This is a genomic window from Pseudopedobacter beijingensis, assembly GCF_042678145.1.
Lineage (GTDB): Bacteria > Bacteroidota > Bacteroidia > Sphingobacteriales > Sphingobacteriaceae > Pseudopedobacter > Pseudopedobacter beijingensis.
The window spans coordinates 139,121-165,130 of the sequence record NZ_JBHUDG010000005.1; the positions used below are offsets into that span (position 1 = coordinate 139,121).

Genomic DNA, 26,010 nt, shown 5'->3' on the forward strand with positions numbered 1-26,010 from the left:
TTTATGACTACCACACTCTATCAATCTTCAAATTTCTTGAAAATCACCGAAGCATTGTGTCCACCAAAGCCGAAGGTATTGCTTAACGCAACATTTACTTCTCTTTCTTGTGCCTTATTGAAGGTAAAGTTAAGGTTTGGATCAAATTCCGGATCATCAGTAAAATGATTGATTGTTGGAGGTACAATTCCGTTCCTGATGGCTAAAATAGCAGCAATAGACTCCACAGCTCCAGCAGCTCCCAATAGGTGACCTGTCATAGACTTTGTTGAGCTAATGTTTAAACGGTAAGCGTCTTCCCCAAACAAATCTGCGATTGCTTTTGACTCACTAATATCTCCAACAGGTGTAGATGTTCCGTGAACATTGATGTAATCAATATCTCCGGTTGTCAAACCTGCATCGTCCAAAGCGGCCTGCATTACCAATTTTGCTCCCAACCCTTCCGGATGGGTAGAGGTAATGTGATAAGCATCTGCACTCATTCCACCACCAACAATTTCAGCGTAAATTTTGGCTCCTCTTGCTTTAGCATGTTCCAGTTCTTCCAGAATAATTGTTCCGGCACCTTCTCCTGCTACGAAACCGTCACGATCTTTATCGAACGGACGAGAAGCAGTTTCCGGGCTGTCATTTCTGGTAGAAAGCGCATGCATAGCATTGAAACCTCCAATACCTGCTTCGTTAATGATAGCCTCCGATCCTCCTGAAACAATCATATCAGCTTTTCCCAAACGAATGTAGGTAAAAGCATCAATCAGTGCGTTTGTAGAAGAAGCACATGCCGAAACACATGCATAATTAGGTCCTCTCAAACCATATTTCATAGAAATATGTCCAGCAGCGATATCTACAATCATCTTAGGGATAAAGAATGGATTATACCTTGGTGTCCCGTCGCCTTTAGCAAAGTTGGTAACTTCATCTAAGAACGTCTTCAGACCACCAATACCGGCACCCCATATCACCCCAATCCGATTTGTATTTAACTTTTCGAAATCTAAACCTGCATCTTTAACCGCCTCCGCCGTACTCACCAATGCATAGTGTACAAATGGATCTAATTTGCGGGCTTCCTTTTTGTCGAGAAAATCTTCAACAACAAAATTCTTTACTTCGCAGGCAAATTTTGTTTTGAACTTTTCTGTGTCAAAACGAGTAATAGGAGCAGCGCCGCTTACTCCATTGATTAAACCGTTCCAGTATTCTTCGACAGTATTACCAATAGGGGTAAGCGCACCTAGTCCCGTTACAACAACTCTTTTAAGCTCCATCTATTCGATTAAGAGTTAATTACTTTACGTTTTTTTCTAAATAAGAGATTGCTTGACCTACAGTGCTGATCGTTTCAGCCTGATCGTCTGGAATAGCCACGTTGAATTCTTTCTCAAATTCCATGATCAACTCAACAGTGTCTAATGAGTCAGCACCAAGATCGTTGGTGAAAGATGCCTCTGGTGTAACCTCGTTTTCGTCAACACCCAATTTTTCAACGATGATTGCTTTTACTCTTGAAGCGATATCAGACATAATACTTTAATTTTTATGGTTAATTAATTCTGTGCAAAGAAAAATAAATTCTATTAAATATCAAACCTTTTTGTTTTTACCTATTTTTGATTTTAACATAAAAGCAGTAAAAACGTTTACTGGACGAATTTAATCTTTATTATTTTGAATAAGAAATTTTTAAAGCTAGAACTTGATTTTGATTTTATTTTAATTTCAATCACCTCACAGTTAAGGGATTACAGACTATGCCATTATCTTAACAAAGTACTGAATTTTGACTTCGTAAAGATTGACGACCACGAAATAAGCCTAAAGGGTCAGTCACCAAAATTTTATTCAAAATACCTGTATTACATAGAAGATATTACCCCTTTTTACTATTTAATCTCCAATAAAAGTCCCGACGGATACCTTATTCCGGAATTAAAAGGCTCTGATTATTTTATAATTATCAAAGATTTTATCGATGATGAGGACCTAACTTTCTTGATACAAACAGCTAAATCTATCCCGGATGTACAGGCATTAGTAGAACTTGACCCTACGAAACTCAAATCTAAAGAAAATCTCATCTTTTAACATTTTTAACTTGGGTTGGTGTAAAAAATACACTATTTTTGGATTTCAATTTTTCTAGGTACTTTTAAATTGATCAATCAGGAGACATCTGGAAAGAAACGTTTAAATTCATATATTCGACTCAATTGGATATGAACAGCGACAGCTCTTATGTCTCTATTATTAATAACACGCAAATTCGAATGAAGATTCCTCAAAAAAGAACAAAAATTGTAGCAACTTTAGGTCCCGCTACCTCTAATAAAGACGTTTTATTATCACTAATCAAGTCTGGTGTAGATGTTTGTCGTTTAAATTTCTCTCACGGTAAACAAGAAGACCATCAAAAAGTTATCGATATCATCCGTGAAATAAACAATAAATACAAAACAAACATTGGTATCCTGGCAGATTTACAAGGCCCTAAAATCAGAATAGGTCTGGTTAAAGACGGAGGTATCAATTTAATCAACGGTACGCAAATAAAAATCACTACTAACGAGTGTATTGGTGATGATAACCAGATCTATATTACTTACCCTGCCTTTCCGCAAGATGTAAAAGCCGGAGAAGTTATTTTATTAGATGACGGAAAACTTCAGATGCGTGTAGTGGAAACCAACAGAAAAGATACGGTTATATGCGAGGTTGTACACGGAGGTATATTAACCAGCAGAAAAGGTGTAAACCTTCCGAACACTAAAGTTTCTATTCCTTCTTTAACTGAGGAAGATTTAGTTAACCTTGACTTTGCTTTAGCTAACGATGTTGAATGGATTGGTCTTTCTTTCGTTAGAAAATCAGAAGATATTATCGATTTAAAAAGAATTATCAGCCGCAGCGGAAAAACGTCAAGAGTAATTGCTAAGATCGAAAAACCTGAAGCTATTGACAATATAGACTCTATTATAGCTGTTACTGATGGCGTAATGGTTGCCCGTGGAGATTTGGGTGTGGAATGTCCAATGCAGGAAGTACCAGTACTACAAAAAATGATTATCCAAAAATGTAGCAAAGCTTCAAAACCGGTAATTGTTGCAACACAAATGTTAGAGAGCATGATCACTACTCCTCGCCCAACCAGAGCTGAGGTAAATGACGTAGCTAACTCTGTTTTAGATGGTGCTGACGCAGTAATGTTAAGTGGTGAAACATCGGTTGGAGATTTCCCTCAAATCGTTATAGAAACTATGAGCAACATTATCACTCACGTAGAAAACACTTCTTACCCGTACTACAAAAACAAAGAACTGGATGAGAATTGTCCTACTTATATGGCTGATGCTGTTTGCAGTTCTGCCGTATTCCTTGCCGACAAAACTAAAGCTGCCGGAATCATCGCTATGACATCTTCGGGATATACAGCATTCCAGATTTCCAGCCAAAGACCAAAAGCGAATACATATATATTTACTTCTAACAGAAATCTGTTGAATACTTTAAGCTTACTTTGGGGTGTTAGAGGTTTCTACTACGATAAGTTTGACAGTACCGACAAAACTATCAGCGAGGTTAACAATATATTAAAAGCTGAGAAACTGGTTGAGTCTGGTGATGTGGTTATCAATACGGCATCTATTCCAATCCAGAAAAAAGGAAAAACAAACATGATTAAGGTTAATATTATCGATTAACCTTACAATTAAAATATTAGCCATAAGAAGCCATCTTTCGTAAAAGATGGCTTCTTTGGTTTTTAAAAATTGACATAGGGATAACAGGAAGATCTCTGGCAGTAAATCTTATTAATCCCATTAAGCATCAATTTTTATTCTTAAATTGATGCTCAATAAACTACCTGTATGAAAAATAGTTCTGGAAAAATTGTGTTATCATACACTCTTATTAGCTTTTGCTGGATATATTTTGGCAGCGAACTGATGGAGTACTTATTTAATGCCAATATTATCCACAACAGACATTGGCTAGAAGTAGCCAAAGGCTCCACTTTTATTCTTATTAGTGCACTGCTATTATATAAACTGATAAACTATTATTACAAGAATTTAGAAAAATCTGAAGAACAGTACAAGAACATGTTCGAAAAAACACCCAATCCAATGTGGGTGTATGATTTGGAAAATTATTCTTTCGTAAAGGTAAATAAAGCCACCACACTCAGATACGGATATTCTGAAAAAGAATTTATGCGTATGACACTGGCTGATATATGTCCTCCCGAAGAGGCTAACCGATTAAAAGAATTCCTAACTAACAGAAACGAAAAAGAGCTACAATCAAAAGGTATTTGGAAAAACACGCTCAAAGACGGCAGCACTATTAATGTAAATCTTATTTCGCATACCATAATCTATAACGGTCGCCCTTCTAAGTTAGTATTAGCATTGGACCTTAGCGAAAAAGAACAGTATGAACAGCAGCTAGAAAGACAACAAATTGTTTTGCAGGCTATCAACATAGAGCTTAAGGAAAACATCAGACAACTTAAACTTAGTCAAAATACGCTTTATAATACTCAAAGAATCGCCAAAATTGCCGGATGGAATTACAATATGACCAATGGAGTGTTTGATTTTGACGCTGAATTCTTTAAGCTTACCCAGATCCCAAGATCTAATGAACCGCTCTCTTTAGAACAATTACAACCATTTATACATGCTGATGATTTTTTTATTCTTACTGATTTTATCAATACTTTTTACAAAGGCGCTAAAGAAAAGGAGTGTATTGTAAGAATTAAAAATGCTGACGACTGGTTGTTTATGAGATTTGAAGCTTTCCTTTCCTCCGAAGAATCCCAAACAACTCATTATTTAGAGGGTTTTACCCAAAATATTGATGAGATAGCTAAAGTCAACCTCCAAAACAAAAGACTGGACGAAATCATTAACAGAATTAAAACACTCGTGATTATCACTAACCAACAAGGAGAAATAGAGTGGACAAACTCTTCTTTTTATGAAATTACCGGATATTCCAGCAAAGAAACTATTGGAAAAAAACCCTGGGACATTATAGAGGTTCCGGAAAGCAGCCAAAAACAGATTATGAAAATCAAAAGGGCTATAGAAAATGTGGAGGATTTTGATGTGGAGATAGAGAACTTATCTAGAGAGGGGAGACATTTTTGGCTACAAATAGATGGCAGTCCTATCTATGACGAAAATGGAAACTATGCCGGTTATATTGCCATAGAAAACGAAATAACAGAGCGTAAACAAAAAGAGGCTAAAATAAAGGAACAGAACAGGCTACTTGATAAAGCGGCATGGATCAATTCTCATCAGGTTAGAAAACCTTTGGCTTCTATCCTAGGACTGATAGACTTAATGTCCAATACAGACAATGAACAGGAATTACAGGAATATCTACGTTTATTAAGAATTTGCAGCAATGAATTAGATGAAATCATCAAAACTTCTATCAATATTACTTATACGCAAAAAGTCGACTAAACTGTAAAAGATTTGAGGATTATGCAGGACTCAGTATTTATACATTAATATTTCCTTCAAATACCTTTTTTGCAGGCCCCTCTAAGTAAATATTATAAAATCTTTTGCCATCATAATCAAAACGAATATTCAGGTCGCCTCCCAACACCTTAATTGGCGTAGAAATAGTACCGATTGTTTGACGATGTTTGGCCATAGCCAAAGCAACTGCTGTTACTCCTGTACCACAGGCGTATGTTTCATCCTCAACTCCCCTTTCATAAGTTCTTACAAAGAGGTAATTTCCTTTGTCCTCCACAAAATTCACATTAATGCCTTCTTCTCTGTAAACATCGTTATAACGGATTTTTCTACCTTCTTCGAACATATTTTGTTGATTTAAACCGGAAGTAAGATGTACATAATGCGGAGACCCTGTATTTAAAACATAATCTTCTCCATCATTTTTTATCACATCCACATCTATCATTTGCAGACTTACCCATGTCCCAGAATCAGAAATTTTGGCATAGTGTTCCCCATCAACTGCCAAAAAGTTAGTTTCACCTTGTATCACCCCTAAATCATGGGCAAAAGCAACAATACATCTTCCTCCGTTTCCACACATACTACTGGGTTGACCATCGGAATTATAGTAAACCATCTCAAAATCATACCCTGGTTTATCCTGTAAAAACATCATCCCGTCACCTCCCACACCAAATCTTCGGTCACAAATTTTAGCTATAAAAGCTGGGTTATGATGGTTGATACCCTCTTTTCTATTATCAACGATAACAAAATCATTTCCAGCCCCCTGATATTTATAGAATTTCATCTTTATATTTTCGTATGAACAAAAATCGATAATATAATTTTCGCATGCAATAGGAAACATATTTATGACATTCTGAGGCCTTTTAACTTTAAATACATTAATTAACATTTTTTAACTATGCAATTAACAACATAAACTTGCTAATGACGTCTTAATGGTATTATTTTTGGGAATAGGAGTTTTCAAGGTATTAGTATTCACTTGTTTATTAAAAAATTCAATAATAGATGAAGAACATGAAGTCGATTGGCCTGACATTACTTACTGCCTTTGTTGGTGGGGCAGTAGCAATAGGCGCTTACAAGTTATTTGAAGACAAATCAATTGGTAATTTAAGTTTAGATGAAAGGCAAAAAGTTTATTTTGCAAACAACCCATCTAAGTTAGTTTCATCAACAGGATCTTTAGATTTTACAGCTGCCGCAGCAGCAGTTTCTCCGGGTGTAGTACACGTAAGAACGACTTATAATCGTTCAGCAAGTTCTAGACAAGGAGGAGGAGATCCATTTGGAGATATGTTTGAAGATTTCTTCGGAAGAAGAATGCGACCTCAATCAAACACTCCTTCCATGGGTAAAGGTTCGGGAGTTATTGTTACGGATGATGGTTATATCATGACCAATAATCACGTAGTAGACAATGCGGACAAAATTGAGGTAATCTTAACTGATAAACGTGTTTTACAAGCTAAAGTTATCGGAAAAGACAAGAACACCGATTTAGCCTTGATTAAGGTTGAAGCCTCTAATCTTCCTGTGGTAAAATTGGGCAACTCAGACGATGTTAAAGTTGGAGAATGGGTCTTAGCCGTTGGATACCCTCTAACACTAGAGTCAACTGTTACAGCTGGTATTGTTAGCGCAAAAGCTCGTCAAATTGGAATATTAGCTCAGGATAATGTTGACCCTAATAATTATGATCCACAAAACCCTCCTGTAAATTCTTCTATAGAATCTTTTATTCAGACAGATGCTGTAATTAACAGAGGAAATAGCGGAGGGGCTTTAGTAAATACCAATGGTGAGTTAATAGGTATAAACTCTGCCATTGCTTCTCAATCCGGAGTTTATGAAGGATACGGTTTTGCTATCCCAGTAAATCTGGCCAAAAAGGTAATGGATGATTTCATCAAATTTGGCGAGGTTAAAAGAGGATTTATAGGCGTTACTTTCCAGGAATTAAATTCTGACCTGGCAAAACAATTAAACGTTAAAGAAATTACCGGCTTATATGTAAGTTCGACCGTTGAGGGCGGTGCTGCAGCTACAGCCGGAATCAAAAAAGGCGATATTATTAAGAAGCTAAATGGCGAAAATGCGCTAACTTCTGCCGAACTACAAGAGAGAATTGGTAGAATGAGGCCTGGTGACAAGGTATCTCTGACCGTGTTGAGAGATGGTAGTTTAAAAACTTTTGAACTAACATTAAAAGGGGCCGAGGCAAGCAAAGGTAGTTCAGAAAACTCTGTTGCTGCTGCAGAAGTATTAAACAATCTGGGTGCAACATTTGCTCCATTAAAAGATGCTCAGAAAAAGAAATATGGCATCAGCTCTGGAGTTGAGGTTACATCTGTTGCCGCTGGTAAATTATTTGATATATATGAGGTTCCTAAAGGCACCATCATTACCAGCATAAATGGAAGAGGTGTAAACAACGTGGATCAGGTAAATGCAGCCCTCTCTGCCAGCAAAGGAAACATGATTTCTATTCAAGGTATTAGCCCGGATGGAGGACAGTTTAGATTTACGTTCCCCATTAAGCAATAAGGATTAACAAAAGCTCTAATTTATTATAGAGGGACAAAGTAACTTGTCTTTTTCGACTTCGATCGGAATAACAAGTTACTTTGTCCCTTTTTTATTGTTAATTATTTTTTAAAATAAATTGTATTATTTATAAAATAAACATAACTTTAGTTATTGTTACTATCCAAATATAAATCTAATAAGCCTCTATTCACCAAATAGAGGCTTTTTTGTTTCTCATTCAACATTTATATTATTGTAGCATTAATGTAACAAACATATTACCTCCTAGATTATCCAAAAAACCTTATATTTGTACTTGGTTTATAATTGGTTAGTTTAGGCTCCATTCTCCCCGTTTGGAGCTTAAACATTTTTAGACCTAAGGGTTCAAAACAATCACAAAATATTCAAAAATCACATCTGGTTACAATTGATTATTCACAACATCTTCCTTTTAAATAGGCGATAATAAAATCTTCCATATCCCTTTTTCAGGTATTGGAAAGCTTAAATTTTTAAATTCTCTAAGGAGCATACTGCTACAGACATACATCATCACCCCATACATTCGATATAAGGTCAGCACAACACATCCCTTATTCATCCAAGCGCTTTTACCAAACATCGCTCAAACACAATGTTTACCCCCTTATACAGCAACTTATGTTAGCATTCATTCTTACCGATATATTATTAAATATATCCATAAAAAAATCCCAACGATTGACATCGTTGGGATTTCAAATATCCTCTATATCAAATAAGAAATTTATTTCTTAACGTACATTACTTCTTTTACTGCTTTAACAATACGTTCTGCATTAGGCAAACTAGCAGCAATTAAAGTTGGCGCATACGGAAGCGGCACATCTGCACAAGTGATTCTTAACACTGGTGCATCTAAGTAATCGAAAGCATTTTTTTGCACATGGAATGCAATCTCTGAAGAGATAGATGCCAAAGGCCATGCTTCTTCTACCACAACTAATCTATTAGTTTTCTTAACAGATTCTACAACAGTTTTAAAATCAATTGGCCTTACAGTTCTTAAATCAATTACCTCTACACTGATTCCTTCTTTTGTAAGTTCTTCTACTGCCGGCTGTACAGCTCTGGACATCATTTTACCAAAAGAAACAATAGTAACATCTGAACCTTCCTGAACTACTTTAGCTTTACCTATTTCTATATAATACTCTTCTTCAGGAACTTCTCCTTTATCGCCATACATCAATTCAGATTCCATATATATAACCGGATCTGGATCTAGTATAGATGATTTTAACAAACCTTTTGCATCATAAGGGTTTGAAGGTACAACAACTTTAAGTCCCGGACAGTTAGCATACCAATTTTCAAAATTTTGAGAGTGCTGTGCTCCTAATTGTCCTGCATTTCCTGTTGGACCGCGGAATACAATTGGCACTGAAAACTGACCTCCTGACATAGACAACATTTTAGCCGCACCATTAATAATCTGGTCTATAGCTACTAATGAAAAATTGAATGTCATGAACTCTACAATTGGGCGCAAACCTCTCATTGCAGCTCCCACAGCGATACCTGCGAAACCCAGCTCAGAGATTGGCGTATCAATCACTCTTTCTGGTCCGAATTCATCAAGCATTCCCTGACTTACTTTGTAAGCTCCGTTATACTCTGCGACTTCTTCTCCCATTAAGAAGATTTTATCATCTCTGCGCATTTCTTCGTTCATTGCTTCACGAAGCGCCTCTCTATATTGTATTACTCTCATTTCTATATCTTAAAATTATTTTTAAGGGAACGTCCGCAAATATAGGAGATTGTTCATTCAAATACAATCAGATAATCATCATTTAACAAAGGATATAAAAACATGAGGTCTTTACCATTAATCTAATTTAGCGGTAACCTGTTTGGGTTTGCCAATTGTTTTGTAGACTCCCTTACCTTCTATTACAGATGCATACAAGCTTTTGTCTTTAAACACTTCGTAGGCTTTCTGTAATTCGGCATCATATTGAAACGCCTGAAGAATGCGCCCCTTTTCAAAGTAATACCGCTGAACAATTTCCGATTCCAGAATACGTTTTATTTCCGGCTTATAAGTTGTCAGATCGTTACTTTTAATTTTCTTAAGTTTATCTTCCAACACATTTACTTCTGCCTTTACATCATTCAATCTCTTATCTTCTGAAGCCTCCTTTACAAAAGATTCCAATATAACTTCCGAAGAGGTTTTATAACTATAATCTTTTCCTTTCAAAAAATTGGTAAAATTCACATAGTCGGCATCAGAAAGTTTAAATGTTTTTGGAGCACTAATAGAGTTATTAGCTATCCGGTAATTTGTAGCATAATCAAATATCAGGTATTTACCGGAAAGGGTTTGTGTAATCTGATGGTATTTATAGGGTTCTACAAAAACATCCGGATAGATTCCGCTTCCATCATAAACAGATCTTCCTCCTTTGGTTTTATATTCTGTTATTAACGAATCGGCTACTTTTTCTACGGAACCATCTTCTAAACGATGGGTGTAATCCAACGCCTGAATACATCTGCCCGAAGGAGTATAATATTTGGCTACCGTCACCTTCACTAAAGTATTATAGGGTAAATTAAAGGTTTGTTGCACCAACCCTTTGCCAAAGCTTCTTTGTCCAATAACAACGGCTCTGTCTAAATCTTGCAACGATCCCGAAACTATTTCTGAGGCCGAGGCTGACCTGCCATTAATTAACACCACTAACGGAATCTCGGCATCTAACGCTGATGAAGGCGTTCTATAAGTTACTTTTTTTTCTGCATCTCTGCCTATTTGCGACACCACCTCTACATCTTTACCTACAAATAAATTCACTATTTTAACAGCTTCCTGTAATATACCACCGCCATTGAACCTCAGGTCAAGAACCATACCTGAAGGATTATTTTTCTTTAATGCCAAAAATGCGTCTTTAACTTCCTGAGCTGAGTTTTCGAGAAACTTATCCAGTTTAATATACCCAATACCATTATCCAGCATCCCGTAATAACTTACATTGGGTTGTTTTATTTCGGCCCTTTTTATTTGTTTCTCAATAGATTTATCGCCCCGCAACAACTTTATATTAACCGGAGTTTCTTTTGGCCCTTTTAGCAAAAGGCTTACCTCATCGTTATTTTTTCCTTTCAAGGATTGATTATTAATGGACACAATCTGGTCTCCGGCTCTTAAATCGTTCATTTGAGCAGGATAACCTTCAAAAGTTTCGGCAATAAACACTTTCCCATCTCTATGTAAAATACCTGCACCTATACCTCCGTACTGTGTACTTACATACCTCATTTTATAATCCTCAATCTCGGACTCTGCTACAAATTCTGTGTAAGGGTCTAAATCATTCAACATAGAACCTATTGCCGTTTTCATTAACTTGGATGGCTCTACCTCATCTACATAATGCAGATTAAGTTCTTTGTATACCGAGGCGAAAATCTCTAAGTTTTTTGATACCTGAAAAAGATCTGTCTTAAATGAAAAGACCAGTCCTGCTCCTAAAACAATTATACCCGCAAAAAGTACTTTCCTTATAGTTGATCTCGACTTCATCTCTTTATACGTCTTTTTAGCCAATATATGATTTTTTGAGCGTTACCACTCTAATTAGAATTCTTTTTCTTTGGGATTTCTCAGTTCTACGGGTGTACTATCTTTTCCTTTTTTAGATCTCAGGTTTAATACCTCCACCAGAACGGAAAATGCCATTGCAAAATAAATATAACCCTTAGGTATATGCTGATCGAATCCTTCTGCCAGCAAAGATACCCCTATAAGCAAAAGAAATGACAACGCAAGCATTTTTACTGTTGGGTGTCTATTCACAAAGTCAGAGATAGATGCTGCAGAGAACATCATCACAATAACAGCTATAATAACAGCAGCAACCATTACACCCAACTGATTAGCCATACCTACTGCGGTAATAACTGAATCTAACGAGAAAACAATATCCAGAATTAAAATTTGAATAATTACCTGTGAAAAAGAATAATTCTTTTTTAACTGTTGTTCATGTTCTGCTCCTTCCAGTTTTTCGTGTATCTCTGAAGTACTCTTATAAATCAGAAAAAGTCCTCCAATAATCAGTATCAAATCTCGTCCTGAAATTTCAAACTTGCCCAGCAATGTAGCATTCTCTATTCCTACAATACTTGCCAGATTAAACAACGGTTCGGTAAGTGACATCACCCATTTTAAGGAGAATAAAAGAAGCACTCTGGTTATTAATGCTAAAGCCAGGCCTAAAGTTCGGGCTTTCTTCTGTTGATCTACAGGAAGCTTACCTGCTAAAATAGATATAAAAACAATATTATCTATACCTAATACTATTTCAAGGACTGTTAATGTGAATAACGATATCCAAATTTCCGGGCTACTTAGCCATTCCATAATTCATTTTTTTTACATCCTAAAAATATTAAAATGTTATTATGGTTTTTAATTTGTTTAAACATTTTCTTGTAAAATATTATTTGAATTTGCACTCCCTAAAATGGTCATTTACCATACCTACTGCCTGCATAAAAGCATAGCATATTGTTGTACCAAAAAACTTAAACCCTCTTTTTTTCATATCTTTAGCTATTGCGTCTGATATGGGAGTACTTACCGGTACTTCTTTCATACTTCTGGGGAAGTTATTGATTGGTTCTTTTGAGGGCATAAATGAATACAGATACTCATAAAAGCTACCGTACTCTTGCTGTATTTCCAGAAATAGCCGGGCATTGGAAACAGTGGAAACTACCTTCAATTTGTTTCTTACTATTCCTTCGTCTTTCAGAGCTTTATCAATATCCTTCTGGGTAAAACCGGCAACCTTTTGGGCATCAAAATCAGAAAACACTCTTCTATAGCCTTCTCTTTTTCTAAGAATGGTAATCCAGCTTAACCCTGCTTGTGCCGATTCCAGCACTAAATATTCAAACAAGATTTTATCATCTGTTACTTGTTTTCCCCATTCATTATCATGATAATCTACATAAAGCGGATCGGTACCACACCAGGAACATCTGTTAATATTCATTTTTTGGATTGATATTTTCTCTCCAAAAATAGAGAAATTGAGACTATTTCGCACAGCTAGAGCTTGTCCAATTTATTACATAGTAATAACTGATTTTATTCTTTTACTTCTTTTCCGGTTTTATCTATATAAAACTCTCTGTTTTTCAATTTTACTTTTGCTTTTCCTTTTCGAAACTCCGGACCAAACATTCCATTCTCAAATTGCAAAGGAATTACAACTTTCCCTTCTTTATCTATAAAACCCCATTTTCGACTTCCCGACCAATCATCTGTAAAGTAATCAGAAACCGACACTGCTGCCAAACCATCTGAAAAGCTTTCCACACGCTCGTATTTGGGTGGAATAATCTCTTTTCCCTGTTTATCTATAAAACCCCATTTTCCGATGCCCAGACTATTTGTTGTGGCACTAACCGCTACCATCCCTTCTGAAAAAGATTTTGCCTGTGTATATGAGGTCTCCAATACAACATCTCCTTTTTTATCGATAAAAAGCACATTGCCATCTTTACTTTTCTTCACTACTGCTAAGCCTTCTGCAAAATGGGTGGCATATTCGTAAACAGGAGATGTTATTCTTTTTCCACTTTTGTGTAATATACCATACTTATTATCCAACAAATAAATAACCACGTCATCAAAAAAATCTCCAAGCAAAGAATTGTATTCCAATGGAATAACTTCTTTTCCGGTTTTATCAATACACCCTGTTTTTTTATCTAGCGAAACTATAGCTAATCCATTATGGAAGTCCGATATATAGTTGTATTTTGCAGGAACAATAATTTTACCCGAAGCGTTTTTAAATCCATATCTGGAGGTTTGTAAATCTACAAATCCTTTTAATTCCTGACTATGCGATAGAATCGGAACGAACAATAAAATCACCATAATAAGGATCAATATATTTCTAATTTTCATGCTGAACGGTACTTTATTTCTTAATTCCAATCCTTTATTCTTTTAGCTCTTTTCCAGCTTTATCAATATAAAGTTCTTTCCCATTTAATTTCACTTTTGCCTTTTCATTCTTAAAAGATTCCAAAAGGGCATCATATTTCAAAGGAATAATTTCTACGCCAGCGTTATCTACAAAACCCCATTTTCCGCCTATCCCTAAAAGTCCTTTTCCTCCCATACTAACTGCGGCCAATCCTTCTGAAAAGTTATATACCGCATCGTACGCAGGAACTACAATTTCTTTCCCGGTTTTGTCTATAAATCCCCATTTCCCCCCTTTGGTAAAAGGAACACCTTTCAGTAAAAGTCCTTCTCCACCGGTGTTTACTGCTAACATTTCTTCAGAGAAAGTTTTTGCTCCATCGTAGGTAAAAGGGGCGACTTCTTTTCCCGACTTATCTATAAGCCCCCATTTAAACTTCGAACCAACCATTGCCATAACTCCAGCAACTCCTGCCTGAAAAGGAGTACCTGCATAGTATTGCAAGGGAATAATAATTTTGCCTTTTTCATCTATAAAGCCACATTTACTGTTATCTCTCACTAAAGCCAAACCTTCCGAAAAATCGTATGCCTGACTATATTTAGCCGATATTACTGTTTTTCCATTTTGGTTTGTATATCCATACTTCCCGGTTTTTTCAAAACGTATCAACTCCTGAGCTTGTGTAGTTATCCCAAAGTATATCAGGGATAGAATAATAAGTAGTGTTTTTTTCATATCCTTAGCTTTTTAGTGGCGGATGTGTTGAATAGTTTCTTCTATTCTAAGACTTTTCTTAGAATAGAAGAAACGCTATTATTGCCTTATAAAAGTAATATGGGCGACTCCATCCTCGTCACTCTCTGTAATAATCACTTTATTGTTGCTTTCCGAAAATTGAGTAGTAAATGCAAGTTCTTCAGACTGTCCTCCGAAACTCATAATGTACTTATATTTATTTTCTCCTGTTTTTGCCCATTTAATATTTATGGAAGATGGGGTAGCGTCTTTACAGCCACCTGTTCCATCGTCTATCCAATCTTGCGACTGCACTGTACCGTCTGCATTAAACTTAAAAATATTTGATTTGGCACAATTATCCATTGTACTTGCCTCATCTTCTATTCTTTCGGTCATTTTCCAGGTTCCAACTAACAAGTCATTGCTTAAATCGGTTCCTTTATCCTTTTTACATGATACAGATGCAATAATCAATAGTGCCAGTGTTCCAATTTTAAAGTATTTATCTGCGTTTTTCATCTCATTTTGTTTTTAGATGAACTTATTTGGTTTATTTTCCTTTTCTGATAGCTTTCTTTTCTTTGCTTTTAAGCTTTGCTTTACCTCTCCATTCAGAAACAGGCTTTCCCTGCAAAGCATATTCTACATCAATGTAGTTTGGTTTAAGTATTTTGTTATTATCCGTAATCCCATCAAGGATATGACCGCTAAGCGGAAATGAGAACATATTGCCCCAAAAAATAATCGACCATCTTTTAGGCGTTAATTCTACTGTTGCGCTTTGTTTTTTAGATGGCGAATATAATTCCATTGTTACGGGACCATTTTTAAAAGGTAATTTAACAGCTGCTGTATAATAATCTGTTGTATGCCTTACCGATGAACCATCAAAACGTGTAGAATAACCATCTAAAGATTGTCCAAAATATTCACTACTTATATTTTTAGATTCTCCATTGACTTTAACCTGTAAATCTGAAGGGGCCCCCATTAAGTGGACCGGACGCTCTTTCATAAAAAGAGTGGATATACTACCACAACTACTTAATATAAATAATGAAACAATTGATAATAGTAATTGACATTTTTTCATCTTCAATAAATTTTTAAACATTTAATTCGGTTGTTTTTTATTGAAAAAGAACTTAATCTAATTAATGTATTTATGATTAATATCTTTTTCATTGTTCTCATAGCAAATGAAAAGATATATTACATTTTTCTCAATTACACTTTAGTGGTATTTATTGTAATATTTAAAAACCTATTAATTTGGATCTATTTAAAAGGTTCTAAATATTTTAAGGGAAGTGTCCTTCTACCAGATGATACAGTTATGGATACTTATCCGCATAAATCAATTCGTATAAAGCTCTTTTGAATTTTCTTGCATGATAGCTAATCAGGTCCGTATTTTCTGATTTCTCTTTACCAGACTCATAACTACTAAGCTCTATAATATTTGTTATTTGCTGTTCTAATTCTGTATAAGAACTTTCTTTAACCACTTCTTGCTGTTGCAGTTTCAGAGCGTTTAATTCATCCAGATTCATAAACGTCACCGACTTATAATAAAGTATAAAGTAAATAATGGTGGTCATAATTGGCTGAAAGGCATACAGCGGCCAGGAATCTGTTTGGGCGAATAAAAGCAATAACGGAGCTATAATATAACACAATAAAATCAAATAAAGTGTAAGATCACGTAACCAATACAAACCTAAAATATTTCTAAAATTGGGATGTAGAGATTTATTATATCTATTAAGTAATCTTAAAGAAAGTAATAGATATACACCCATCTGCAGTCCTGTTATAAAATTCACTATTAACAATAACTCAATCGGTTCGGTTTTCATGGTATCATATATGTGCTTGATCTCTTCGGGCGATTTTCCATTAATAAGAGCTACATACAGAAACCCAAACAAAAGCGGCAAAGCGTGTATAAATATATTTTTTTGGTAACAACAATTTGCTTACCTACCATACATAGTGTATACATCCAATACAATGGCCCCAACAGGAAAAACAGCACATGCACAATTTCATTTACGAAATGATATTTCCATGCTATCCCTGTAAAAATAAGTACATCATCTATATGTACTCCCGAAAAAACAACCAGGATAGCACTCAATAATTTATGCGCTTGGCTACTACGTTTCTTAAAAAGCAGAACAAATGCAAAAATAAGTAGATTCATTGTGCTTAAAACACCTAAAAAGACCATTATTTCCATTAGCTCAGATTGATATTTTTAACACGAACAGAAAGACCTCCATTATTTGACTGATAAGTAAAATCTGCCCCTATCTGTGAGGCTCTTATAGCCATGTTCTTCAACCCATTTCCCTGAGATCCCTTAGAATGTCCTATTCCTTTCCCATTATCTTCAATTGTTAATAAAAATAGTCCGTCTACCGCTTCTAACCTAAGATTTACCTGATTAGCTCCTGAATGTTTCAAAATATTATTCAATGATTCTTTAATAATCATTATCAGATTACGCTTGGCTTCGTAAGAGACTATAAAATCAGGTTCCTGATTGGGAAGTTCTATAAAGTAATTTATTCCCGAATCGTATAGAAAATCTGATGCATATTCTCTTATACAACTTAGCATATTGGAAAACAGACTACTTTCGGGATTTAGATCCCAAATAATTTCTTTAAGATTTTCTGAAAGCCGCTTGGCATTTCCCGATATCTCACTCAGTTTAAGATCATCTTCCTCATTATTTTTTCTAGCCAGCTCAGACAATAAAGCTATTTTAGTTATTCCAGCTCCAAGTTCATCATGCATATCTCTGCTAATCCTTTGTCTAACCTGTTCTCTTATCAATCTTTTTTCATATTCTGTTCCCGGAAAGTTGATAGACTTATAAAATAAGGTCAGGTAAATTGTCATGGTTATTACAGGCATATAGATATACAGCACAGAGATGTCTGACTGGATGACAAACAACAACATCGGAACAACCAACAGTGCAGATATCAGCAATATAATGGTAAGTACCGTAAGCCATTGCAGACTCAACTGAGATTTATACAGCTTAGATTTAAGCCGTTTATTATACTGATTTAATATTTTAACACTCCATAACCAATAAACCGCAGCTTGTATAGTAACAACGGCAAGGACAATAGTTGCATCTAAAGGTTGTACATGTTTTGCATACTGATAATAAGTTTTTATCTCTAATGCATCTTTAAACAAAAAACTAAGAATATACCAAACGGGAAATAAAAATGGTAAAATATGTAACCATAAATATTTTTTCCAATCTATAACAGCACCGGCCATTAAAGTGGTATATCTAAAATAAACCGGTCCTTCTAAAAATAACAACAAAAAACACAGGTTATTTAACCAGTAATACTTATATACCATATCTGTTAGCAACAAAAGATGCGATGCATGTATTGCTACCAGCATAAGCATGAATATGGCAAGGGTTACATTTGCTTTTTTATTATCTTTCTTAAAAAATAGAATAAACGAAAAAACGCTGAGATGTATAATACAAATCCACGCCAGATAATATGCAGTTACCTGTGTATCCATATCAGTCTTCGTTAAGTAATCTTAGAAATTTTTTGAATGAATTATTGATATCATAAACCTTTTGCTTCAGTTCCGTACCTGGCAATGTTTTCTTATTAGGGTTATCAAAAAAGTACAGTAGTTTATCCAGCTCTTCTTTAAAACTACCCGATAAATTATTAGCAACATACTTTTGTTCTATAACCGCCAATATTTTCTCCTCATTGTACACACCATGCGTTAGTATCTTAAATGAAAAATACAAATACAAAACCCCTGTTGTTATAGGCATAGCCACATAGATAATATCCGCTTCTTTATCGGCAATAAAAATCATTATTGGCGCTATCACAAAACATAAAGCAAGCAATCCTTTAGTTGCATACATTAACCATTTAAGGGTATAATCTCCTGTCTTTTTAAAATGTTGATGTAAAATATAAAGACTCCACAAAACATACATACCTTTTTGCAATGCAGCAAAAGACGTTAATAGGGTATTGGACAGTGGCTGCCGATATATTGATTGCTCATAAAAACTTTGCAAATCCTGCTTACTGGTCAGTAAAAAAGAAAAATAGTAGATTAAAAAACAGAAAACAGGCACAAGATGTATCCAGAAATATTTTCTCCAGAGAATCTTTATTCCAACCATTTGGGCCACAAACTGTAAATACGAAGGTCCTAATATGAATATTGCCAAGAATACAATTTCGTTGATCATCCATAAATCTGCTGCCTTATGGTAAAGAATAAAAAGATGATTTAAATGGACATAGGAAAAAGAGAACAGGAAAACAGCAAAAAATTTAAATGCCTGATGCTTTCTTGCTTTAAAAAGCACCAAAAATCCTAAAATAAACAGATGCACAAAAGACACCCAAGAGATTGCCTGATATAAAGACATTTTGGTTTTGGCTTAACACGGTTTGAATTGAAATATAAATATAGTATATTTTTTAATTCAAACCGACTTTTTATTAACAAACCAATTCAACCTTTCATTAAATTAATAGCTTCTATTGCAGAGTTAACCTGCAGCTTCTTATAAATATTATTAATGTGTTTTCTAACAGTTTCTACACTTATACAAAGCTTATCTCCTATTTCTTTATAGCGATAACCTTTAGAAAGAAAATCCAATACTTCAAGCTCCCTTTTAGTAAGGTCTTTGCAAGATTCATACTTTACACTTTTTTGTTCTTGAAAAGATGCAACTACTTTCCGGGCAATCTGACTACTCATAGGCGATCCGCCGTGGTAAAGCTCATATATAGCCTGGATAATCTTTTCGGATGTAGTAGTTTTGCTGATATATCCTGCGGCGCCTGCCTTCAACGCCGAAAAAATATGGTTCGAATCTTCTAATGACGAGCATACCATAAATTGTGTACGAGGCATAGAAGCTTTAAGTTGTTCAATCAGGCTAATACCAGATCTTCCGGGTAAGTGGATGTCGACAAGCACAACATCCACTTCTATCAAAGGTAAATTCTTTAAAGCTTCTTCAGCATTTCTATAGGCACTTACACACGAATACCCCTCATAACCACTTATAAGGTTTACCAACAACTCACGCGTATCGGTCTCATCTTCAACAATAGCAATCCTGATATTCATTAGCACAATTATAACTAATGCCAACCTACACAAAAACTACATTTTAGTAGTATTTTATAGGTATAAAAAATTCACTTTCCCCTAAGAAAAAGAAAATCTCACATAATTGATATTTTTCCCTTTCTGAAGATAAATTCTCTCATAATGTGTTTTTATAGAAAGGATTTCATCGTTAGGATGAGTTTTATAAACATCAACAGAATGGTCCTGTACCGGATATTTTCCCTCCGATACTTTTTCCATCGTATACTCAAAAAAGCCATCGTTATCTGTCTTCAGATGCATAATCCCCGGTGCTTTCAATACTGTTTTATATTTCTCTAAAAAAGTAGGATTGGTAAGTCTTTTTCTCTCTAATGGGCTTTGTGGTTGCGGATCAGGAAACGTAATCCAAATTTCATCTACTTCGCCTTCATTAAAATAATCGAGTATATTCTGTATCTGAATTCTTAAAAAACCTACATTATCAAGCCCTTCATCTAAGGCCATCTTGGCGCCTACCCAAATACGATTTCCTTTATAATCTATCCCTAAAAAATTCTTTTCAGGATATTTCCTTCCCAAATTAACACTGTATTCTCCCTTTCCACAAGCCAGTTCCAATATCAATGGTTTATCGTTTTTAAAAAACTCTTCTCTCCATTTTCCTTTATAAGGTTTTCCCTCATCAAGCTGAACTACATTTTTAAAGGTTCCTATTTCTGCAAATCTTTGTAATTTTCTTTTGGCCACGATATTTTAAAATTTTGGTAAAAATAAGGGATTCAATTCTTATATTACAACCGAATGATAGCTCGTTTTAGAAACATATTAGACGAAATACGTGAAGCTAAGGATTCAACATCGCAGGAATACCTTGTTTCTATTTTTAAAATTATAAGGCCATACGACTACAAAAATAGCGAACGAGCTAAAGAAAGGTTAATAATATTCATTAATCTTTTAAAAGATACCCCTGAATATCAACAGGTTTTCTCAAAATACATCTCAGACTTACTTAAATCAAAAAACCACATCAGGCTTTTTACAGAATTAGGTATTTCTTCCAATACCAACTTCATGGAAGAACTGAGGAAAAGGCTGAACGCAAAAATATTACCGCCGGCAATAGACAAATCTGAGCTAACTGATTTGCTTCAGGAAGTTTTTTACAATAAACACGACCATATTTGGGTTAATGGAATTGATGACGAAACATGGAAAGAATTCTTTTCCCTGATAGAGCTTCCAAAATCACAGGATCTTATTCTTCCCGATCCGTTCTATATGCCCATAGTTAATTCTGTACATATTTTAACCAACAGAATTTCATCTTTGGGACTTGAACCTGAGATCCTCACTCGGATGCCGCATGTAGAGAAATACCATAGCGATTTTCTGGCTTTAAGTACAGAAATGCATATTTTTTTAAATGCGCACCGCTTAGATCATCATCAGGAAGCAAATGATTCCTTAAAACAAGTAAAAGTTATTCTGACGCAATGTTTAAATAGCTTAGAAAGAATTAGGAAATCTCAAAAAAACAGAGGTACTTCTATTGCCCAGGTATACATTATACTCAGGATAAAACAAAATATTGAACGATTGCAACTGTTGCTCCAATTTCTGGATTTTAACAATACTGACAAGCAAAGGCAATTAGATTTTACTGTTGAGCTGTTCAAGAAACTAGTATATGCTGAAAACAAAAGCAAAGGTGTACGAGCCCATGTTAAAGAAAACACCGATTTATTAGCCTATCAGATTATAGAACATACCTCTTCTGTAGGTAAAAAATATGTAGCTGTTACAAAAAAAGAATATTTTAACGCTATATGGGCAGCTATGAAGGGAGGCTTTATTATTGTTTTCGCCGTACTTATCAAAGCTTATATTGGAGAGCTTAAGGATCTCCCCCTCGTTCCTACTTATATTTTATATAGCTTAAATTATGCTACTGCTTTTATTATTATCTATCTCACCCATTCCTCTTTAGCAACAAAGCAACCTTCCATGACCGGTTCTTACATTGCTAACGCCTTATCTGGAAGTGGAAAGGGCGGGGTTAATATTGACGAGGCTACCGATATAATTATTAGAATGGCCAGAAGCCAGTTTGCTTCAATCATCGGTAATTTAATAGTAGTAGTCCCTGTATCCTTTTTATTTGCCTGGGGATATTATCATTTAACAGGTGACTATTTTTACAGCCGCTCACATGCTATAAAAGCCTTAAATGAAAACAACCCATTCGAAAGCCTGATGGTTATTTATGCGGCTATAGCTGGTTTTTTTCTTTTTGTCTCAGGACTAATTACCGGATACTACGAAAACAAGATTATAACCCATCAAATTCCTAAAAGAATACGGGAGCATAAATACTTATCTAAAAGAATAGGACAACGAAGGCTTAACAAAGTAGCTGCCTTTGTAGAAAAAAACACTGGTGGATTAGCCGGCAATTTTTTTCTGGGATTTATGTTAGGCTGTGCAGGCGGTATAGGTAAACTCACAGGAATACCTTTCGATATCCGGCATATCACAATTTCTGCGGGTAATTATGGTTTAAGCACCTATACAATGATTCACAATCCTATTGCCGACATTATGGTTTATTCTGCAATAGGTGTATTACTTGTGGGTATTATAAACATTACAGTTAGTTTTTCGCTGACACTTATTGTAGCCATCAAGTCTCTCCGCATTAATTTTGACAAATCCAGCGAGTTGGTGCATAGGGTATTTGCTCACTTTATTTTTAGCACCAGAGACTTCTTTTATCCTCCTAAAGAGAAAAAGAATGTTAATTTTGACGGTGAAAATACTGAATAGACTTGGAAAAGACATCAAAAATTTATGTAGCGGGACATAACGGCATGGTTGGTTCTGCCATATTGAGAAAACTTACAGCAGAAGGTTTTAGTAATATTATCACCAGAAACTCTAAAGAACTTGATTTAAGAAACCAAAATGAAGTTTCCCTGTTCTTTGAAGCAGAAAAACCTGAGTATGTATTTTTAGCTGCCGCAAAGGTTGGAGGAATTGTAGCAAACAATACCTATCGGGCAGATTTCTTGTATGACAACCTTCAGATCCAAAACAATGTTATACACAGCTCTTATGTTAGCCAGGTAAAAAAGCTGATGTTTTTAGGCTCTAGCTGTATATATCCCAAAATGGCCCCACAGCCCCTTAAAGAAGATTATTTATTAACCGGATTATTGGAAGAAACCAACGAACCTTATGCCATAGCAAAGATTGCGGGCATTAAGATGTGCGATGCCTATCGTAGTCAGTATGGTTGTAATTTCATATCTGTTATGCCTACTAATCTTTATGGGTATAATGATAATTATCATCCACAAAACTCTCATGTACTACCTGCTTTAATCAGAAGATTTCATGAAGCAAAAGTCAGCAATTCTCTTGAAGTAACTATTTGGGGAACAGGCACACCTAAAAGAGAGTTCTTATTTGCCGATGATTTAGCCGATGCTTGTTTTTACCTGATGTTAAATTATGACGAAGAAAACCTGATTAATATTGGCACTGGAAAAGACATCAGTATTAAAGAGCTTGCTTTTATGATTAAAGAAATTGTAGGCTATACCGGTCATATTAATTTCGACACTTCTAAACCAGATGGAACTCCTCGAAAACTGATGGATGTGAGTAAACTTCTTTCAAGAGGTTGGAAATATAAAACCGAACTTGAAGAAGGAATCAAACTTGCCTACGAAGACTTTAAAACGAAATACACTATATAATCAAAAAAGCCTGTTCTTTAATTAAAATAGAAAACAGGCTTTTCAAACAATCCTTTATTTGATATATTAAGAAGTTTCGCTGTCGGGCGGAATCCCATAATCCACCTCTTTTTTCTTTCTACCGGGCAGAATGTTACTTACCCACCCCGAAACTTTATCTACTAGCCCGCTTATGGTAGCCTGATTAAACAACGAAGGATTTATTGCTTTCTGAGAAATTAAAGCTATTGCTGATTTAATTATCCCCCCTTTACCTTTCAACAAGGTTTTATTAAGTAAAAAGGGAATTGCAAATCTCAACATCGCAGTAGTCCAATCTGCCTGAATTTCATTAGCTTTTCCTCCACTAAAGAAATTAACCATTTTTCTGGCAAATTTAAAAGGAGAACGAACCGCTTCCTGCAAACTTTCTTTTTTTTGACTAAAATAAAGCTCTTGCTCTATCTTCTTTTGTCTCAGTACCTGAATTTCGGCTCTAAGTTGCTGTAAGTTTTGTATTTTCGGCATTACACTCATTCCTTATCCTCCTTGCTATCTTCTTTAAATGTCTTTTTAATAATGGTATTCACGATGGTTCTTTCCAAAACATTCCCCTTTATCAAGAAGACAACTAATGCAACTAAGAAGTAAAACAGTGCGACAATGAAGAATCCTGAATAAGAGTTCCCTAATAACTCTGAAATATAGAAACCCAATGCCAGACTAACGAACAAAAAAGCCAGTAATAGAAATACCGAAATTATCAGTATAGCTATAATCTCTGCTATAGCAGATGAACTTTTTTCTATCGCCACCAACTTGGCCAGCCTTAAACGAGTATCAACATATTCTTTAAGTTTATCTATGATTTCCTGCATATTTCTATCGTTAAAGGGCCTTTATAAAAATCAAACTCCCGTTATTTCTTCTTCCAATTCGCTTTCAGCTTGTTTTACTTTCGCTTTGATATTTTTCACTATTTTTTCTTTTAAATCAGAAAGGTTATCTATCTCCTCTGCTGCTTTTTCTCTTATACTGTCTCCTAAATTTTTTAAAGAATCTGAAATCTTATCTCTGGTTTCGGAGCCTTTATCCGGAGCAAATAATAATCCTAAGGCAGCACCTGCTGCTAACCCTGCTAATAATGCAATTGCGGTTTTTGTGTTATCTGTCATGTCAATACAAGTTTAATTGTTTTCAATTCTTACATTTTATATAAAGAAAATACCTTGCCAAAATTTGATTTTTAGTTTTTTTTTACCAAAAACTTATCATCCCTTGTCTACTAAACGGTCTTGCTCATATATTTCAACCAAATGGACAAACCAGATTAATAACAAAGGGCCAAATACAATACCTACAAAACCAAAAAGTGGAATCCCAATAAGCACACCTATTATGGTCACCAACGGATGGATATCCCCCATTCTTTTACTCACAATAAAGCGGATTACATTATCAATATTAATTAAAATAATGAGGGTAAAAAGAACAATAAAGACTGCACTGCTCGTTTCTCCGTTCAGATAAAGTATTATTGCAGCAGGAATAGTGACCATAGGCGCTCCAACAACCGGCATAAAGGACAGAAAAATACTGATTACTCCCCAAAAGAAAGCATCATTAATATCTACAAAATAAAATGCTAAACTAACCAACATCCCCTGAACTACAGCGATTAAACCTTGTCCCAAAATATTGGAATAAGTTGCATTTTTAAGCTCGATGCCAAATTGTCTGGCATGATATTCTTTTAGTGGGGCATATTTAATTAGAGTTCTTTCAAAAAGGTCCATTTTAATAAACATAAAATAGAGAACAAAATACATCAATACCAAGCCTATAAATATATCGAAGGCTCCCCCCACAAACGAAGGAAACATCTCTTGTGTTATTACGGTTAGTTTATCTAAGTATTTATTGGTTAAATTAGGCTGATTTAACTGCATTCCTACTACATCATCTAATTTATAAAGTAGGGCTTTTAATTGAAAACTATCGCTTCGCCAATCAGCTACTTTACTTACCACCATATACCCTAATGCAAAAAAGGGAATAACCATAATTATAAAAGAGACAACAATTACTATTGTTGCCGCAATATATGCCGGTATCCTTTTTTCCATGAATAAATAAATAGGCTTAAAAATAGTATATATAACAATTGCACCTAAGAAAGCTGTAATATATGCCTTTAAACTATATAAAATCAGGGCTGCTGAAGCAAGAATTACTATTAAAACTATATTATTTCGTTGTTTGTATGTAAAAACAGGCATACGAATATTCTTTTCAAAAAAAAAGCTCCGGAACACAATGTCCGGAGCT

Annotated in this window: 27 protein-coding genes; 6 read left to right on the forward strand and 21 right to left on the reverse strand. The window is 35.0% G+C overall.

Annotation, left to right across the window (positions count from 1 at the left end):
• Window positions 1-20 precede the first annotated feature (20 nt).
• Both fabF and ACFSAH_RS06875 read right to left on the reverse strand, forming a co-directional pair.
• Window positions 21-1,274, reverse strand: coding sequence for a beta-ketoacyl-ACP synthase II (fabF, locus tag ACFSAH_RS06870; RefSeq protein ID WP_379661969.1), 1,254 nt, complete (start codon window positions 1,272-1,274; stop codon window positions 21-23).
• A gap of 19 nt (window positions 1,275-1,293) precedes the next feature.
• Window positions 1,294-1,530, reverse strand: coding sequence for an acyl carrier protein (locus ACFSAH_RS06875; protein WP_013633783.1), 237 nt, complete (start codon window positions 1,528-1,530; stop codon window positions 1,294-1,296).
• Between the two features lie 144 nt (window positions 1,531-1,674).
• Here ACFSAH_RS06875 and ACFSAH_RS06880 point away from each other — a divergent pair, with 144 nt between their 5' ends.
• The 3 genes from ACFSAH_RS06880 (at window position 1,675) to ACFSAH_RS06890 (ending at window position 5,486) form a co-directional block, all read left to right on the forward strand.
• On the forward strand, window positions 1,675-2,091 hold the full coding sequence (locus ACFSAH_RS06880; RefSeq protein WP_379661970.1) for an IPExxxVDY family protein: 417 nt from the start codon (window positions 1,675-1,677) through the stop codon (window positions 2,089-2,091).
• 182 nt (window positions 2,092-2,273) lie between these two features.
• Window positions 2,274-3,704 carry a pyruvate kinase gene (pyk, locus tag ACFSAH_RS06885; protein WP_379661971.1) on the forward strand — a complete coding sequence of 477 codons (1,431 nt, stop codon included), beginning with the start codon at window positions 2,274-2,276 and terminating at the stop codon, window positions 3,702-3,704.
• Between the two features lie 168 nt (window positions 3,705-3,872).
• Complete coding sequence (locus tag ACFSAH_RS06890; RefSeq protein WP_379661972.1) at window positions 3,873-5,486, forward strand: PAS domain S-box protein; 1,614 nt, start codon at window positions 3,873-3,875, stop codon at window positions 5,484-5,486.
• A 37-nt stretch (window positions 5,487-5,523) separates the two neighbouring features.
• Here the strand turns inward: ACFSAH_RS06890 and dapF are convergent, their stop codons facing one another.
• Entirely contained in the window at window positions 5,524-6,309 is a 786-nt protein-coding gene (dapF, locus tag ACFSAH_RS06895; RefSeq protein ID WP_379662060.1) for a diaminopimelate epimerase, read from the reverse strand.
• Window positions 6,310-6,530: 221 nt separating this feature from the next.
• Here dapF and ACFSAH_RS06900 point away from each other — a divergent pair, with 221 nt between their 5' ends.
• The gene (locus ACFSAH_RS06900; protein WP_379661973.1) at window positions 6,531-8,069 is read left to right on the forward strand and encodes a Do family serine endopeptidase; all 1,539 of its coding nucleotides are present in this window, start codon (window positions 6,531-6,533) and stop codon (window positions 8,067-8,069) included.
• Between the two features lie 751 nt (window positions 8,070-8,820).
• Here the strand turns inward: ACFSAH_RS06900 and ACFSAH_RS06905 are convergent.
• The 14 genes from ACFSAH_RS06905 to trmB all read right to left on the reverse strand — a co-directional run bounded on the left by ACFSAH_RS06905 (window position 8,821) and on the right by trmB (window position 20,689).
• Window positions 8,821-9,807 carry a pyruvate dehydrogenase complex E1 component subunit beta gene (locus tag ACFSAH_RS06905; RefSeq protein ID WP_379661974.1) on the reverse strand — a complete coding sequence of 329 codons (987 nt, stop codon included), beginning with the start codon at window positions 9,805-9,807 and terminating at the stop codon, window positions 8,821-8,823.
• A gap of 117 nt (window positions 9,808-9,924) precedes the next feature.
• Window positions 9,925-11,628, reverse strand: coding sequence for a S41 family peptidase (locus ACFSAH_RS06910; protein WP_379661975.1), 1,704 nt, complete (start codon window positions 11,626-11,628; stop codon window positions 9,925-9,927).
• Window positions 11,629-11,682: 54 nt separating this feature from the next.
• Complete coding sequence (locus tag ACFSAH_RS06915; RefSeq protein ID WP_379661976.1) at window positions 11,683-12,468, reverse strand: TerC family protein; 786 nt, start codon at window positions 12,466-12,468, stop codon at window positions 11,683-11,685.
• Window positions 12,469-12,547: 79 nt separating this feature from the next.
• Window positions 12,548-13,105, reverse strand: coding sequence for a DNA-3-methyladenine glycosylase I (locus tag ACFSAH_RS06920; RefSeq protein WP_379661977.1), 558 nt, complete (start codon window positions 13,103-13,105; stop codon window positions 12,548-12,550).
• 95 nt (window positions 13,106-13,200) lie between these two features.
• Complete coding sequence (locus ACFSAH_RS06925) at window positions 13,201-14,028, reverse strand: WG repeat-containing protein (RefSeq protein ID WP_379661978.1); 828 nt, start codon at window positions 14,026-14,028, stop codon at window positions 13,201-13,203.
• A gap of 34 nt (window positions 14,029-14,062) precedes the next feature.
• Entirely contained in the window at window positions 14,063-14,788 is a 726-nt protein-coding gene (locus ACFSAH_RS06930; protein ID WP_379661979.1) for a WG repeat-containing protein, read from the reverse strand.
• A gap of 78 nt (window positions 14,789-14,866) precedes the next feature.
• Complete coding sequence (locus ACFSAH_RS06935; RefSeq protein WP_379661980.1) at window positions 14,867-15,310, reverse strand: lipocalin-like domain-containing protein; 444 nt, start codon at window positions 15,308-15,310, stop codon at window positions 14,867-14,869.
• A 31-nt stretch (window positions 15,311-15,341) separates the two neighbouring features.
• On the reverse strand, window positions 15,342-15,884 hold the full coding sequence (locus ACFSAH_RS06940) for a hypothetical protein (protein ID WP_379661981.1): 543 nt from the start codon (window positions 15,882-15,884) through the stop codon (window positions 15,342-15,344).
• Between the two features lie 241 nt (window positions 15,885-16,125).
• On the reverse strand, window positions 16,126-16,650 hold the full coding sequence (locus ACFSAH_RS06945) for a hypothetical protein (protein WP_379661982.1): 525 nt from the start codon (window positions 16,648-16,650) through the stop codon (window positions 16,126-16,128).
• A 50-nt stretch (window positions 16,651-16,700) separates the two neighbouring features.
• Entirely contained in the window at window positions 16,701-16,997 is a 297-nt protein-coding gene (locus tag ACFSAH_RS06950; RefSeq protein WP_379661983.1) for a hypothetical protein, read from the reverse strand.
• A gap of 35 nt (window positions 16,998-17,032) precedes the next feature.
• Window positions 17,033-18,358: a sensor histidine kinase gene (locus tag ACFSAH_RS06955; protein ID WP_379661984.1), complete on the reverse strand. Its 1,326-nt coding sequence runs from the start codon at window positions 18,356-18,358 to the stop codon at window positions 17,033-17,035.
• Between the two features lies 1 nt (window position 18,359).
• Window positions 18,360-19,244 carry a hypothetical protein gene (locus ACFSAH_RS06960; RefSeq protein WP_379661985.1) on the reverse strand — a complete coding sequence of 295 codons (885 nt, stop codon included), beginning with the start codon at window positions 19,242-19,244 and terminating at the stop codon, window positions 18,360-18,362.
• An 86-nt stretch (window positions 19,245-19,330) separates the two neighbouring features.
• On the reverse strand, window positions 19,331-19,957 hold the full coding sequence (locus ACFSAH_RS06965; RefSeq protein ID WP_379661986.1) for a response regulator: 627 nt from the start codon (window positions 19,955-19,957) through the stop codon (window positions 19,331-19,333).
• Between the two features lie 81 nt (window positions 19,958-20,038).
• Complete coding sequence (trmB, locus tag ACFSAH_RS06970) at window positions 20,039-20,689, reverse strand: tRNA (guanosine(46)-N7)-methyltransferase TrmB (protein ID WP_379661987.1); 651 nt, start codon at window positions 20,687-20,689, stop codon at window positions 20,039-20,041.
• A 54-nt stretch (window positions 20,690-20,743) separates the two neighbouring features.
• Here trmB and ACFSAH_RS06975 point away from each other — a divergent pair, with 54 nt between their 5' ends.
• A complete protein-coding gene (locus ACFSAH_RS06975) occupies window positions 20,744-22,768 on the forward strand; it encodes a site-specific recombinase (RefSeq protein WP_379661988.1) in 2,025 nt (674 codons plus the stop codon).
• Window positions 22,769-22,770: 2 nt separating this feature from the next.
• On the forward strand, window positions 22,771-23,703 hold the full coding sequence (fcl, locus tag ACFSAH_RS06980) for a GDP-L-fucose synthase (RefSeq protein ID WP_379661989.1): 933 nt from the start codon (window positions 22,771-22,773) through the stop codon (window positions 23,701-23,703).
• Window positions 23,704-23,769: 66 nt separating this feature from the next.
• Here fcl and ACFSAH_RS06985 read toward each other — a convergent pair whose 3' ends face one another.
• The 4 genes from ACFSAH_RS06985 to ACFSAH_RS07000 all read right to left on the reverse strand — a co-directional run bounded on the left by ACFSAH_RS06985 (window position 23,770) and on the right by ACFSAH_RS07000 (window position 25,961).
• Window positions 23,770-24,210 carry a hypothetical protein gene (locus ACFSAH_RS06985; protein WP_379661990.1) on the reverse strand — a complete coding sequence of 147 codons (441 nt, stop codon included), beginning with the start codon at window positions 24,208-24,210 and terminating at the stop codon, window positions 23,770-23,772.
• A gap of 5 nt (window positions 24,211-24,215) precedes the next feature.
• Window positions 24,216-24,560, reverse strand: a complete 345-nt coding sequence (locus tag ACFSAH_RS06990) for a phage holin family protein (RefSeq protein WP_379661991.1) — start codon at window positions 24,558-24,560, stop codon at window positions 24,216-24,218.
• Between the two features lie 30 nt (window positions 24,561-24,590).
• Window positions 24,591-24,857, reverse strand: a complete 267-nt coding sequence (locus ACFSAH_RS06995) for a YtxH domain-containing protein (RefSeq protein WP_379661992.1) — start codon at window positions 24,855-24,857, stop codon at window positions 24,591-24,593.
• Window positions 24,858-24,953: 96 nt separating this feature from the next.
• Window positions 24,954-25,961 carry an AI-2E family transporter gene (locus ACFSAH_RS07000; protein ID WP_379661993.1) on the reverse strand — a complete coding sequence of 336 codons (1,008 nt, stop codon included), beginning with the start codon at window positions 25,959-25,961 and terminating at the stop codon, window positions 24,954-24,956.
• Between the last annotated feature and the right edge of the window lie 49 nt (window positions 25,962-26,010).

Coding starts and splice junctions, on each gene's coding strand:
- fabF (WP_379661969.1), bottom strand. CDS start 1,274: ATGGAGCTTAAAAGAGTTGTTGTAACGGGACTAGGTGCGCTTACCCCT.
- ACFSAH_RS06875 (WP_013633783.1), bottom strand. CDS start 1,530: ATGTCTGATATCGCTTCAAGAGTAAAAGCAATCATCGTTGAAAAATTG.
- pyk (WP_379661971.1), top strand. CDS start 2,274: ATGAAGATTCCTCAAAAAAGAACAAAAATTGTAGCAACTTTAGGTCCC.
- ACFSAH_RS06890 (WP_379661972.1), top strand. CDS start 3,873: ATGAAAAATAGTTCTGGAAAAATTGTGTTATCATACACTCTTATTAGC.
- ACFSAH_RS06900 (WP_379661973.1), top strand. CDS start 6,531: ATGAAGAACATGAAGTCGATTGGCCTGACATTACTTACTGCCTTTGTT.
- ACFSAH_RS06905 (WP_379661974.1), bottom strand. CDS start 9,807: ATGAGAGTAATACAATATAGAGAGGCGCTTCGTGAAGCAATGAACGAA.
- ACFSAH_RS06910 (WP_379661975.1), bottom strand. CDS start 11,628: ATGAAGTCGAGATCAACTATAAGGAAAGTACTTTTTGCGGGTATAATT.
- ACFSAH_RS06915 (WP_379661976.1), bottom strand. CDS start 12,468: ATGGAATGGCTAAGTAGCCCGGAAATTTGGATATCGTTATTCACATTA.
- ACFSAH_RS06920 (WP_379661977.1), bottom strand. CDS start 13,105: ATGAATATTAACAGATGTTCCTGGTGTGGTACCGATCCGCTTTATGTA.
- ACFSAH_RS06925 (WP_379661978.1), bottom strand. CDS start 14,028: ATGAAAATTAGAAATATATTGATCCTTATTATGGTGATTTTATTGTTC.
- ACFSAH_RS06930 (WP_379661979.1), bottom strand. CDS start 14,788: ATGAAAAAAACACTACTTATTATTCTATCCCTGATATACTTTGGGATA.
- ACFSAH_RS06935 (WP_379661980.1), bottom strand. CDS start 15,310: ATGAAAAACGCAGATAAATACTTTAAAATTGGAACACTGGCACTATTG.
- ACFSAH_RS06940 (WP_379661981.1), bottom strand. CDS start 15,884: ATGAAAAAATGTCAATTACTATTATCAATTGTTTCATTATTTATATTA.
- ACFSAH_RS06945 (WP_379661982.1), bottom strand. CDS start 16,650: ATGAAAACCGAACCGATTGAGTTATTGTTAATAGTGAATTTTATAACA.
- ACFSAH_RS06950 (WP_379661983.1), bottom strand. CDS start 16,997: ATGAATCTACTTATTTTTGCATTTGTTCTGCTTTTTAAGAAACGTAGT.
- ACFSAH_RS06955 (WP_379661984.1), bottom strand. CDS start 18,358: ATGGATACACAGGTAACTGCATATTATCTGGCGTGGATTTGTATTATA.
- ACFSAH_RS06960 (WP_379661985.1), bottom strand. CDS start 19,244: ATGTCTTTATATCAGGCAATCTCTTGGGTGTCTTTTGTGCATCTGTTT.
- ACFSAH_RS06965 (WP_379661986.1), bottom strand. CDS start 19,957: ATGAATATCAGGATTGCTATTGTTGAAGATGAGACCGATACGCGTGAG.
- ACFSAH_RS06975 (WP_379661988.1), top strand. CDS start 20,744: ATGATAGCTCGTTTTAGAAACATATTAGACGAAATACGTGAAGCTAAG.
- ACFSAH_RS06985 (WP_379661990.1), bottom strand. CDS start 24,210: ATGCCGAAAATACAAAACTTACAGCAACTTAGAGCCGAAATTCAGGTA.
- ACFSAH_RS06990 (WP_379661991.1), bottom strand. CDS start 24,560: ATGCAGGAAATCATAGATAAACTTAAAGAATATGTTGATACTCGTTTA.
- ACFSAH_RS06995 (WP_379661992.1), bottom strand. CDS start 24,857: ATGACAGATAACACAAAAACCGCAATTGCATTATTAGCAGGGTTAGCA.
- ACFSAH_RS07000 (WP_379661993.1), bottom strand. CDS start 25,961: ATGCCTGTTTTTACATACAAACAACGAAATAATATAGTTTTAATAGTA.